Raw genomic sequence first — 12,063 nt, 5'->3', positions numbered from 1 at the left:
GATGAAGCACAGGTATTTGCCGCAAACAGAGCAAGATCAAAAAGAAATGCTGGATGTCATCGGCGTTCAGTCGATTGATGAGCTTTTTTCAGATATCCCAGAGAAAATTAGATTCAAAGGAGCATACAACATCAAAGAAGCCGCATCTGAAACAGCGCTTGTCAGGGAATTATCCCGACTAGCTGCAAAGAATAAGGATACAGTTTCCTATGCATCGTTTCTTGGTGCAGGTGTATATGATCATTACCAGCCTGTCATTGTCGATCATGTGATCTCACGCTCTGAATTTTATACAGCGTATACACCTTATCAGCCGGAGATTTCGCAAGGTGAATTGCAAGCGATCTTTGAATTTCAAACAATGATTGCTGAGCTGACTGGTATGGATCTTGCCAACTCCTCGATGTATGATGGCGGGACGGCACTGGCTGAAGCGGCAATGCTCGCTGCGGGACACACAAAGAAGAAAAAAGTGGTTGTTTCTGAAACGGTTCACCCTGAATCAAGAGCGGTACTGAAAACATACGCCAAAGGACAAAACATTGAAGTTATTGAAGTGCCTGCGAAAAAAGGGCAGACAGATATAGCTGCATTGGAAAAAGCGGTCTGCGATGATACAGCAGCAGTTCTCGTGCAATATCCAAACTTTTTTGGTGTAGTCGAGCCGTTAAAAGACATTGAACCCATTGCACATAAAGGAAAAAGCCTGTTCATTGTCTCTAGCAATCCTCTCGCACTCGGACTATTGACGCCGCCTGGAAAACTCGGGGCAGATATTGTCGTTGGTGATGCGCAGCCGTTCGGCATCCCGGCTGCATTTGGCGGACCTCACTGCGGATATTTTGCTGTGACGAAAAAGTTGATGAGAAAAGTGCCAGGTCGTTTAGTCGGGCAGACAGAAGATGAAAATGGTGTTCGTGGATTTGTCCTGACCCTTCAAGCGCGTGAGCAGCACATTCGAAGAGATAAAGCGACGTCAAATATTTGCTCAAACCAAGCATTAAATGCATTAGCTGCTTCTGTTGCCATGACGGCACTAGGAAAAACAGGCATAAAAGATATCGCCTATCAAAACGTGCAAAAAGCCCATTATGCCAAGACGCAGGCAGAAAAATATGGACTGCAGGCGGATGTAGAAGGGGCGCATTTTAATGAATTTGTGATCAAGTTACAGGAGCCTGTGAAAGAAGCCAATAAACGATTGCTTGAAAAAGGAATCATCGGCGGCTACGACTTGGGGCTAGACTACCCAGAGCTTCAGCAGCACATGCTTGTAGCCGTGACAGAGCTAAGAACAAAAGAAGAAATTGATACGTTTATCAAGGAATTGGGGGATCGCCATGAATAAACAAGATCAGCCGCTTATTTTTGAATTATCTAAAGAAGGAAGAATAGGGTACAGTCTGCCTGATTTAGATGTACCTGAACAGGAGATCCCGTCTTTATTTGATGAGACGTATATCCGTGATGAAGATGCTGAGCTTCCTGAAGTATCTGAGCTTGATATTATGCGCCATTATACAGCATTATCAAGACGCAATCATGGGGTTGATTCCGGATTTTATCCTCTTGGCTCATGCACGATGAAATATAATCCAAAGATTAATGAAAAGGTTGCACGCCTTGCAGGGTTCTCGCAGGTTCATCCGCTACAAGAGGCAGACACTGTGCAAGGTGCATTAGAATTACTATACGATCTAGGTGAACATCTTGAAGAAATTACGGGAATGGACGCTGTGACATTACAGCCTGCGGCAGGAGCACACGGTGAGTGGACGGGACTCATGATGATCCGTGCGTATCATGAAGCAAGGGGAGATCATCAGCGTACAAAAGTCATTGTGCCTGATTCTGCTCATGGAACGAACCCGGCATCTGCGACAGTCGCTGGATTTGAAACCATTACCGTCGCATCTGACGAAAACGGGCTTGTTGATTTAGAAGATTTACGCCGCGTTGTTAATGAAGAAACAGCTGCTTTAATGCTTACAAACCCGAATACACTAGGCCTCTTTGAAGAAAATATTTTAGAAATGGCTGAAATCGTTCACGAAGCGGGCGGTAAGCTTTATTATGACGGAGCCAACTTGAACGCTGTTTTAAGCAGAGCAAGACCAGGAGATATGGGATTTGATGTTGTCCACTTAAATCTTCATAAAACCTTTACAGGCCCGCACGGAGGCGGAGGTCCTGGCTCAGGTCCTGTTGGCGTTAAAAAGGAATTAATTCCTTATTTGCCAAAGCCAGTGCTTGTGAAGAAGGAAGGCCGTTTTTACTTTGATCATGACCGTCCAGAATCAATTGGGCGCGTGAAGCCATTCTATGGCAACTTTGGCATTAACGTCAGAGCTTATGCGTACATCCGCTCTATGGGGCCAGACGGTTTAAAGGCTGTAACCGATAATGCCGTGTTAAATGCGAACTATATGATGCGCCGCTTAAGTGCTCATTATGATTTGCCGTTTGATCGTCACTGTAAGCATGAATTTGTCCTTTCAGGTAAACGTCAGAAAAAATTAGGTGTGCGGACACTGGATATTGCCAAACGATTACTTGATTTCGGCTACCATCCGCCAACGATCTACTTCCCGCTCAATGTAGAGGAATGTATCATGATTGAACCGACTGAAACAGAATCAAAAGAAACACTTGATGCATTCATCGAAGCAATGATTCAGATAGCGAAAGAAGCAGAAGAGAATCCTGAAGTGGTGCAGGAAGCGCCGCATACAACGGTTGTCAAACGTATGGATGAAACAAAGGCCGCACGGAATCCAGTTCTCGTTTTTGAAAGAAAATAAAGAAAAAAGACTCAGGGGGAATCATGCTCCCAGAGTCTTTTTAGTTAGTTCTTCGTTTTAATGCGGCCGCCCCATTTTTTAAAGCCGCCTTTTAAATTATAAATCTCACGGCAGCCGTTTTTACGTAAAGTTTGGGCTGCTTTTCCGCTTCTAAAATTATTTTGACAATAGAGATAAACAGGCTTGTCAGGACGTATTTCATTTTTGCGCTGCTTTAGTTGAGAAAGGGGGATATTTCTTGCCCCTAAAATATGTCCGCCTTCAAACTCATTTGGCTCTCTCACATCAATGAGCTGGGCTTTGCGGTAACCTTTAATAAATTCTTCTTCCGTCAGCGTTTTCATAATGCGCTGCTGATAAATGTAGCTACCGATGGAATAAAGAACGAAAAGTCCACAAAGTGAGAGGACGATATAGTTGAATATTGACAATACAACTCGACTCCTTCTTGAGCATCAGCACAGTAGCCTGTCTGATGGTACGTTTTAGACAAATACTATTATAGTAAAGCATAAGAAACTTGTCATCATAAATGGTAAGAATTATTTTCAATTCCGTCCCTATTTGATAGACTGATGAAGAGAGAAAACCGGTGGTCACCACCATCATCTAACATTGACTACGTAAAAGAGAAGGGATTTTATATGCAAAAAGAGAAATGGTGTTTCATTGATTCAGGAAACCAAGACCCTGCCTTTAACATGGCAATGGACGAAGCCTTGCTTTATTGGCATAGCGAGAAGCTCATTCCGCCTGTTATCCGCTTTTATGGATGGAATCCGGCGACATTATCTGTTGGGTATTTTCAGAACGTTGAAAAAGAAATCAACCTAGAAGCCGTCAAGCGATATGGTCTTGGATTTGTCCGCAGACCAACCGGAGGACGGGGAGTACTTCATGACCAGGAGCTGACCTACAGCGTGATTGTGTCAGAGGAACATCCAGAAATGCCAGCAACGGTGACAGAGGCGTACCGCGTTATTTCAGAAGGCATTTTAGAAGGCTTTAAAGAGCTGGGACTCGATGCGTATTTTGCCATTCCTCGTACAGATAAAGAAAAGGAAAGCTTAAAGAACCCAAGATCATCTGTATGCTTTGATGCCCCTTCTTGGTACGAGCTTGTTGTAGAAGGCAGAAAGGTAGCGGGCAGTGCTCAGACGAGACAAAAAGGTGTCATTCTCCAGCATGGATCTATTTTAATTGACCTTGATGAGGACAAATTGTTCGATTTGTTCCTTTATCCAAACGACCGGGTGAGAGAGCGGATGCAGCGAAGCTTTAAAAACAAAGCGGTTGCCATCAATGAAATCTCAGACCGAACATGTACAATAGACGATGCGCGTGCTGCGTTTAAAAGAGGGTTTGAAAAAGGATTAAATATTGAGCTTGAACCTTATGAGCTGACAGATGAAGAATTAGCGTTTGTCCATCATCTCGCAAAAACGAAATATGCCTCAGATGATTGGAATTACAAGCGTTAAGCCGAAGGACACTCCTTGTTTTTTAATGAACGATGGTGTAGAATTGGGTTGATTATTAAGTAAAGGTGCATTATGGAGGGGTTTTATGACTACACCTAGTATGGAAGATTACATTGAACAAATTTATATGCTGATAGAAGATAAAGGATATGCCAGAGTCTCTGATATTGCAGAAGCACTCGCTGTCCATCCCTCCTCTGTAACAAAAATGGTTCAGAAGCTAGATAAAGATGAATACCTCATTTATGAGAAGTATCGTGGTCTAATTTTAACCCCGAAAGGCAAAAAAATTGGAAAACGTCTCGTATACAGACATGAACTGCTAGAGCAATTTTTAAGAATCATTGGTGTAGATGAAGAGAAAATTTATGATGATGTAGAAGGCATTGAACATCATCTCAGCTGGAACAGTATTGACCGCATCGGCGATCTCGTTCAATTTTTTGAAGAAAACGATGAGCGATCTGTTCAGCTGAAAGCGATTCAAAAGAAAAACGAACAAACAAATCAAGAATCTTAATCAAAAAGGACACCCTCAGCATGGGTGTCCTTTTTGATTAAAGTTCTAATTGAAAGCAAAAGCTCCTACACTATTATTAGCGTGAAATCAAAGGGGGCTCCTTGATGAAGATAGATGGTGTGTTCTCAGGTGGAGGCATTAAGGGGGCAGCGCTTGCAGGTGCCTATGAAGCGCTTGAAGCGAGAGGATTTCAATTTGTTCGCCTTGCTGGTACAAGTGCTGGAGCAATCATTGCTTCACTCATCGCAGCAGGTTTTACAAGCCAGGAAATTCGCACGCTTTTAGATGAAATGGATGAGCATCAATTGCTTGATAGGAGATGTCAATTCATCCCGTTTAAAATGCTCAGGTGGGTATCTATTTACTGGCGTCTCGGTCTTTATAAAGGAGACCGGCTGGAAAAATGGCTGACCGATGTGCTAAAACGAAAAGGGGTCACCGTGTTTGGAGACCTCAAAAAAGATTCGCTGAAAATCGTTGCGTCCGATTTAACGAATGGAAAAATCCTTGTGCTGCCAGACGACCTTCCTTCATATGGCTTAAATCCAGAGCGGTTTTCCGTTGCGAGGGCTATTCGAATGAGCTGCAGCCTGCCGTATTTTTTCGAACCTGTCAAACTGAAGTCATCAAAAGGCATTTGTACCATTGTAGATGGAGGAGTGCTGAGCAATTTTCCAATTTGGCTGTTTGCTGAAGAGAAAAAAAGACCGTTCGTCGGTGTCACATTAACGCCAAACGAAAAAGAACGCCCACAACACTCCATCCGCAATGCGTTTGAACTGTTTGGCGCTCTTTTTGAAACGATGCGTGGTGCTCATGACGAAAGACATATCGCCACAAAACACGAACGTCATATTATTTTTATTCCTGTAGAACACGTCATTGCCACTGATTTTCAACTCATGACAGAAAAGAAAAAGGCGCTCGTCGATCTAGGCAGACAGAAGGCCGAGCAATTTTTAAAAAGCTGGACATTTTAAAATAAGGCGCGATTCTTCTTTTTGTTTTTCTTGCCTTCAATCACAGTCAAATGTGTTTGGCTTTTCTTTTTGAGAAGGACGGGCTTAGACTTGTGGTCAGTCGGCACGCTTCGCAAATGAGTGACCCGATTTTTCATCTGGCTTTTCGTTTTTGGTTTAGGCTGCTGGTAGCGACGTTTTGATTGTTTGACTGCTTTACGATAAAGATTGCCCTCTGTTCCAGTTCTTCGATTCATCAGCCATCTAAATAGGAAAAACAAAACCGCTCCAATGATCACAACAGACAGCAGCATGGTAAAAAGTCTGCCTGGGTTCGTTGTGAGTAAGTACACAAATCCCAAAACACCTAAAGCGAAAATAATGGTAAAAGCAGGATGTACTCGGCGATTCATAACTGTCCACCTCCGAAGGAATTTACCGGATTTATAAGTTAGATCACTTGATGAGCAGAATCTGACGCTTGTTTCAGAGATACTTCCTCTAAACGAAGAAGTTCATTAAAACTTGCAATGGCTACCTCGACTTGATCGTCAGAAGGTTCTTTTGTTGTGAGCAATTGCAGCCAAAGGCCAGGATAGCCAAGCGCTTTAAGCACAGGCACTTCTCGGAGTTTGTTCGTGAATTGAAGCACTTCAAATGAAATGCCCAGAACAACCGGAATAAGTGCCAAGCGGTTCAGAACTCTCACCCATAAAGGATCTGTCGGTACGAGTAAATAGACGAACATCCCGACAATGACAGTGAATAAAATAAAGCTGCTGCCGCATCGATAATGCAGACGGGATTGCTTTTGGACATTTTCCACTGTGATGTCAAGGTTCTGTTCATAGCAGTTTATGACTTTATGTTCTGCCCCATGATATTGAAATACTCTTTTAATTAAAGGGGTCATGGAAATAAAGTAAATATAGCCTAATAAAAGGACCAATTTGAAGAATGTTTCCACTGCGATTTGTGCGAAATTCCCTGAAAAGATGGGACGCACAAGCTCTGCTAAAAAGACAGGTACCAGGGTAAAGACAAATTTACTAAAGAGTAGAGAGAGAACTCCGATCACAGCAATGCCGAAGATCATGGATAATTTCGAGCTTTTTTGTTCCTTTTCAAGAGTATGATCTTCAGAAGGATCTAAGTCATATCGCTCACTGGAGAAGTTTAAGTGCTTACTGCCGTTTGCGCTTGCTTCAACAAGTGCAGCAACACCCCTGACAAAGGGGATTTTCTTGAGAAAGGCGGTTCGTTTATTGGAGGTCCGGGGAAGCTTCAAAAACTCAATGGACTGGTCCTTTCGCCGAATCGCTGTCACATAGTTCTTCTTACCTCCGAACATGACACCTTCGACAACTGCCTGTCCTCCATAAGCTGGAGGTTTTGTTTGATTGGACATATTTCATCAACCTGCCTGTTTCCTGTAATTTACATGCATTTCCTTATACCTTTATTGTACAGGAAATGAGGGGAAATCACTAGCTCACAGGTCGATTATCTACTAGAATTCTATCTACCTCTTTTTAGCCAGTATACCCTGTTTTAAAAATTTTACACTCATGCATGGAAATCCTTTTTTTTATGACATTTTGGACATACTACTTGCTGGAGGTGTTCACAAATGAAACGTGATGAAAAGAAAAACCAAGAAGAAAAAAATCAGTCCGTGCAAACGACATCACTTGTGGCAAGAGCAGCTGCTACAGGTTTTGTCGGCGGTGTTTTTTGGGGCTTTATCGGGTTTCTGGCCTATGTGTTTCATTTTTCAGAGGTGAGTCCCAATATGCTGCTTCAGCCATTTGTGCTTGGAGAATGGAAAAAGGGAGGACTTGGTACTTTTATCAGTATTGTGCTGTTAGGAGTTTTATCGATTGGAGCCGCCTTTATTTATTTTGGGCTTTTAAAAAGGATCAAAGGCTTTTGGATGGGTTTAGTATATGGCGGGCTTTTATGGCTGCTCGTTTTTTACGTATTTAATCCCATTTTCCCAGATGTAAAGCAAGTACAAGAGTTGCAGCAAAGCACCATTGTTACGACATTTTGCCTATATATTTTATATGGCATGTTTGTCGGGTACAGCATTTCGTTTGAATATAATGAATTGACGAGTCAGAAGCTTGCGAGGGCACTCGGGAAAAAGCCAGAATAAAGTGTAAATCACCTATTCATATGATAAAATATTTTTGGAAACGAAAGGTTTCTAAGGAAAAAGAAACAGATCTCGATATAGATTGAATTAGGGTGAAGGAGTGGTCATATGCCTCATTTTCTTGTACTGAATGGACCCAATTTAAATAGGCTTGGCAAAAGAGAGCCTGCTGTTTATGGAAGTAAGACGCTGACAGATTTAGAGACGGATTTGTTCCAGTTCGCAGAACGAGCAAACATCCAACTAACGTTCTTTCAATCAAATCACGAAGGGGATTTGATTGATGCGCTCCATGAAGCAGAAGATCAATACGATGGTGTCGTGTTTAACCCGGGTGCATTTACCCACTACAGCTATGCGCTGAGAGATGCCATTGCAAGTATTTCTTTATCAGTCATTGAAGTACATATCACAAATGTTCATAAGAGAGAGGAATTCCGCCATCATTCTGTACTTGCGCCAGTATGCCAAGGACAAATCGTTGGGCTTGGCTTAGAAGGGTATAAATTGGCGATTCGTTATTTAGTCAGTGAAGGGGGAGCAGTATCATGAAACTTGAAAAACTAAGAGCACTTTTAAGTGAATTAGAGATCGATGGCCTTGTCATTACGAGCAGTTTTAATTTACAGTATATGACCAGCTTTACCGGATCAGCCGGTCTTGCTGTCGTTTCAAAGGACCGGGCAGCTTTTATCACGGACTTCCGCTATACAGAGCAAGCGAAGGATCAAGTCAAAGGCTATGACATCATTGAACATAAAGGAAACATTGCGGAAACGGCTGCCCAAACGGCAAAGGAATTTGGGGTGAAACGCCTTGGGTTCGAACAAAACCATATGACATTTGCCACGTATCAGCAATACGCAGCCAAAGCAGACGGTATAGAGCTTGTTCCAGTCTCTGAATCAGTTGAAAAGTTGCGCTTGATTAAGTCTAGTGAAGAGATTAAGATATTAGAGGAAGCTGCGAAGATTGCAGATCACGCCTTTGATCATATTCTCACTTACATCAAGCCGGGCCTGACGGAAATTGCTGTCATGAACGAGCTTGAATTTTTCATGAGAAAAGAAGGGGCTGAAGGATCTTCATTCGATACGATTATTGCCTCAGGTGTTCGTTCAAGCCTGCCGCACGGAAGAGCGAGTGAAAAGGTGATCGAATCTGGAGATTTAGTGACACTCGATTTCGGTGCTTACTATAAAGGCTATTGTTCTGATATGACAAGAACGATTGCTGTCGGAACACCAAGCGACAAGCTAAAGGAAATTTATCATATCGTATTAGAAGCAGAGAACGCTGGTGTGGATAGAATCAAGCCAGGCTTAACAGGAAAAGAAGCTGATCGCATCACACGAGACATCATTGAAAAGTATGGCTATGGTCAATACTTTGGGCATTCAACCGGGCACGGGCTAGGTATGGAAGTACATGAAGCGCCAGGCCTTTCCTTACGATCAGAGGTCGTTTTAGAAGAGGGAATGGTCGTCACAGTTGAGCCGGGGATTTACTTGCCAGATGTCGGCGGCGTGAGAATTGAGGATGATATTGTCCTGACAGCTGACGGCAATAAACGATTGACCCACTCACCGAAAGAACTTATCATATTATGATGGTGAAATGTAGGAGGATGACAAAATGATTTCAGTAAACGATTTTCGTACTGGCCTGACAATTGAAGTAGACGGCGGTATTTGGCGAGTAGTGGATTTTCAGCACGTAAAACCAGGGAAAGGCGCAGCGTTTGTTCGTTCGAAACTGCGTAACCTGCGTACAGGTGCCATTCAAGAAAAAACATTCCGCGCAGGTGAAAAAGTAGCGAAAGCACAAATCGAAACAAAAACAATGCAATACTTGTATGCAAATGGCGATCAGCATGTCTTCATGGATACAAGTTCTTATGAGCAGCTTGAACTAAGTGAAGCACAAATTAAAGATGAGCTGAAATATTTGCTTGAAAATATGTCTGTTCAAATCGTGATGTATGGTGCTGAAACTCTTGGAGTAGAACTTCCAAACACAGTAGAACTAGAAGTAGTAGAAACAGAGCCTGGTATTAAAGGTGACACAACATCAGGCGGCTCAAAACCTGCAAAAACTGAAACTGGTTTAATCGTCAACGTTCCTTTCTTTGTGAACCAAGGAGATAAACTAGTGATTAATACATCTGACGGCTCATACGTTTCAAGAGCGTAATGAACGAAAAAAGACTGTAAACCTCGTGTTTACAGTCTTTTTTTATTGGAAAAATGACTCCTCAAGGCAGGCCTTCTCTCAATTCTCTCATTCATCTCTCTTCCTTCCTGAAAAACAAGACTACTTCCAGCTGGTCAAGCATATAGTGTAAAAAAAGCTGGAGGTTCTATATGAAACAATTTCTCCCAGGTCTACACCCGTCAGTCGCTGCAATGGCAGGCATGAGGTTCTTATCTGCCGCCATTGAACTGACGGCAGCCATCCTTATTTTAATTACAAATGATGTACGGAAAGCGGTAGTCATCAATAGTATATTGGCGATCATTGGACCGCTCATTTTTATTATCACGATGACGATTGGAATCTATCAAATTGCCGGGCAGCTATCCTATGCAAAGCTCGTGTTCATTTTCATTGGTGTCGTGTTTATTCTTGTTGGGATCTATAAGTGAAACGGCTTGGCATAATTAACGGCTCACATCATACATTTTAGAGAAGAAAAAAAGGAGGGGAATTCGTTGCGGAGTTTGCTGGATATTCTCCCGCACTCGATTGGACAAGAACTCAGGCTGCTAAAAGAGGCAGAATGGGCGCAAATAGAAGAAATCCGCATTCGCACGGATCGTCCTATTGAATTAATGCAGGGAGGAAAACCACGTTTCCTTTCTTATCGCACCACCTGGGAAGATGCGTCTCAGCTATTAGGCAGACTGAGCAATTACAGCATGTACACACTTGAGGAAGAGCTAAAACAGGGCTATATCACGATATCTGGCGGACACCGGGTAGGACTTGCTGGAAAGGTGATCGTTGAAAACGGATTTGTCAAAGGGTTAAGAGATATCTCTTCATTTAATATCCGCATTGCCAAAGAAAAAATCGGGATTGCGCTTCCTTTTCTTCCTTATTTATATGAAGAGCACTGGCACAATACACTCATCATCGGTCCCCCGCAAACGGGGAAAACCACATTGCTCCGGGATATAGCACGTCTTGCTAGTACAGGCACAAAAACCATTCCTCCTAGAAAAACAGGCATTATTGATGAGCGTTCTGAAATCGCCGGATGTATCAGAGGAGTGCCGCAGCATCATTTTGGCCACCGGATTGATGTACTCGATGCGTGTCCAAAGGCTGAAGGATTGATGATGATGATTCGGTCTATGAGCCCAGAGGTCATGATTGTCGATGAAATCGGAAAAAGTGAGGATGTCGAGGCACTTTTAGAAGCGATTCATGCCGGAGTCAACATCATCGTCTCAGCTCATGGCTATTCACTTGAAGATGTATATAAACGACCTTCTTTTAAACCGTTATGGGAGCTTCGTGTGTTTGAACGATATGTTGAATTAAATCGAAACAATGGGCCTGGCACGATCGGGCGGATGTACGGCGGGGACGGCCAAGAGATGAAATGGAGGCGGGGAGTGGACGTATGTTAAAGCTCATTGGCGCTATTTTCATTGTCGCGGCCACGACTTGGGGAGGATTCGAGTTTGCCAAACGATATAGTGACAGACCTAAACAAATTCGGCAGCTGCGGTTTGCTCTCCAGTCTCTTGAAGCTGAAATTATGTATGGTCAAACCCCTTTAGCACGGGCGGCAGAGCAAATTGCAGCGCAGGTAGGTCCACCTGTGAATCAGCTGTTTGAACAATTTGCAGAAAAGCTGAAAGTGGGGACCTTTTCTGCACGCCATGCATGGAACGAAAGTCTTGAAGATGTATGGAAAAAAACCGTATTGAAAAAAGGCGAATATGAGGCGTTGAAGCACTTTGGAGAAACACTTGGCCAGCATGATGTCACTTCTCAGCAAAAGTATATCAAGCTTGCTTTAGGCCATTTGGAATCAGAGGAGAAAGAAGCTGAAATCGCCCAAGCGAAAAATGAAAAAATGGTCAGAAGCCTCGGATTTTTAAGCGGATTACTACTGATTCTTTTATTGATGTGA

General features: G+C 42.9%; 15 protein-coding genes. 12 read left to right on the top strand and 3 right to left on the bottom strand.

Going from position 1 to position 12,063, the window contains the following annotated elements; all coding sequences use genetic code 11:
* Position 1: 1 nt before the first annotated feature.
* Together gcvPA and gcvPB are read left to right on the top strand one after the other, a co-directional pair.
* Positions 2-1,348: an aminomethyl-transferring glycine dehydrogenase subunit GcvPA gene (gcvPA, locus tag MHB67_RS11275; RefSeq protein WP_103131954.1), complete on the top strand. Its 1,347-nt coding sequence runs from the start codon at positions 2-4 to the stop codon at positions 1,346-1,348.
* Positions 1,341-2,801 (top strand): aminomethyl-transferring glycine dehydrogenase subunit GcvPB, encoded by a 1,461-nt coding sequence (gene gcvPB, locus MHB67_RS11270; RefSeq protein ID WP_034621614.1) that lies wholly within the window; start codon positions 1,341-1,343, stop codon positions 2,799-2,801. The genes gcvPA and gcvPB overlap by 8 nt, the downstream gene beginning before the upstream one ends.
* 44 nt (positions 2,802-2,845) lie before the next feature.
* Here the strand turns inward: gcvPB and MHB67_RS11265 are convergent, their stop codons facing one another.
* Positions 2,846-3,226, bottom strand: coding sequence for a rhodanese-like domain-containing protein (locus tag MHB67_RS11265; RefSeq protein ID WP_024422963.1), 381 nt, complete (start codon positions 3,224-3,226; stop codon positions 2,846-2,848).
* 219 nt (positions 3,227-3,445) lie between these two features.
* On the opposite strand from MHB67_RS11265, the gene MHB67_RS11260 reads away from it, so the two are divergent.
* The 3 genes from MHB67_RS11260 (at position 3,446) to MHB67_RS11250 (ending at position 5,782) form a co-directional block, all read left to right on the top strand.
* Positions 3,446-4,282, top strand: a complete 837-nt coding sequence (locus tag MHB67_RS11260; RefSeq protein ID WP_024422962.1) for a biotin/lipoate A/B protein ligase family protein — start codon at positions 3,446-3,448, stop codon at positions 4,280-4,282.
* A gap of 85 nt (positions 4,283-4,367) precedes the next feature.
* Positions 4,368-4,802: a transcriptional regulator MntR gene (mntR, locus tag MHB67_RS11255; RefSeq protein ID WP_024422961.1), complete on the top strand. Its 435-nt coding sequence runs from the start codon at positions 4,368-4,370 to the stop codon at positions 4,800-4,802.
* 104 nt (positions 4,803-4,906) lie between these two features.
* Positions 4,907-5,782, top strand: a complete 876-nt coding sequence (locus tag MHB67_RS11250; protein ID WP_024422960.1) for a patatin-like phospholipase family protein — start codon at positions 4,907-4,909, stop codon at positions 5,780-5,782.
* Here MHB67_RS11250 and MHB67_RS11245 read toward each other — a convergent pair.
* Both MHB67_RS11245 and MHB67_RS11240 read right to left on the bottom strand, forming a co-directional pair.
* Positions 5,779-6,174 (bottom strand): SA1362 family protein, encoded by a 396-nt coding sequence (locus MHB67_RS11245; protein ID WP_024422959.1) that lies wholly within the window; start codon positions 6,172-6,174, stop codon positions 5,779-5,781. The two genes, MHB67_RS11250 and MHB67_RS11245, sit on opposite strands and share 4 nt — an antisense overlap.
* A 38-nt stretch (positions 6,175-6,212) precedes the next feature.
* Entirely contained in the window at positions 6,213-7,169 is a 957-nt protein-coding gene (locus MHB67_RS11240; RefSeq protein WP_034621616.1) for a DUF1385 domain-containing protein, read from the bottom strand.
* Positions 7,170-7,391: 222 nt separating this feature from the next.
* Between MHB67_RS11240 and MHB67_RS11235 the strand changes: the two genes are divergently transcribed.
* From MHB67_RS11235 to spoIIIAB, 7 genes are all read left to right on the top strand, one after another.
* A complete protein-coding gene (locus MHB67_RS11235) occupies positions 7,392-7,919 on the top strand; it encodes a YqhR family membrane protein (protein ID WP_073206260.1) in 528 nt (175 codons plus the stop codon).
* A 108-nt stretch (positions 7,920-8,027) separates the two neighbouring features.
* On the top strand, positions 8,028-8,471 hold the full coding sequence (aroQ, locus tag MHB67_RS11230; RefSeq protein WP_024422956.1) for a type II 3-dehydroquinate dehydratase: 444 nt from the start codon (positions 8,028-8,030) through the stop codon (positions 8,469-8,471).
* The gene (locus tag MHB67_RS11225) at positions 8,468-9,529 is read left to right on the top strand and encodes a Xaa-Pro peptidase family protein (protein ID WP_241257926.1); all 1,062 of its coding nucleotides are present in this window, start codon (positions 8,468-8,470) and stop codon (positions 9,527-9,529) included. Before aroQ ends, MHB67_RS11225 begins: the two co-directional genes overlap by 4 nt.
* Before the next feature lie 25 nt (positions 9,530-9,554).
* Complete coding sequence (gene efp / locus MHB67_RS11220) at positions 9,555-10,112, top strand: elongation factor P (RefSeq protein ID WP_024422954.1); 558 nt, start codon at positions 9,555-9,557, stop codon at positions 10,110-10,112.
* A 170-nt stretch (positions 10,113-10,282) separates the two neighbouring features.
* Positions 10,283-10,564, top strand: a complete 282-nt coding sequence (locus tag MHB67_RS11215; RefSeq protein ID WP_024422953.1) for a YqhV family protein — start codon at positions 10,283-10,285, stop codon at positions 10,562-10,564.
* 66 nt (positions 10,565-10,630) lie between these two features.
* Positions 10,631-11,554, top strand: coding sequence for a stage III sporulation protein AA (gene spoIIIAA, locus MHB67_RS11210; protein ID WP_025092985.1), 924 nt, complete (start codon positions 10,631-10,633; stop codon positions 11,552-11,554).
* A complete protein-coding gene (gene spoIIIAB, locus MHB67_RS11205; RefSeq protein WP_024428003.1) occupies positions 11,548-12,063 on the top strand; it encodes a stage III sporulation protein SpoIIIAB in 516 nt (171 codons plus the stop codon). The genes spoIIIAA and spoIIIAB overlap by 7 nt, the downstream gene beginning before the upstream one ends.

Origin of the sequence: Bacillus sp. FSL H8-0516 (genome assembly GCF_038635285.1) — a bacterium.
GTDB lineage: Bacteria > Bacillota > Bacilli > Bacillales > Bacillaceae > Bacillus > Bacillus safensis.
Note: the sequence above shows the minus strand (reverse complement) of the source record. Positions and strands in the feature narration are given on the sequence as shown.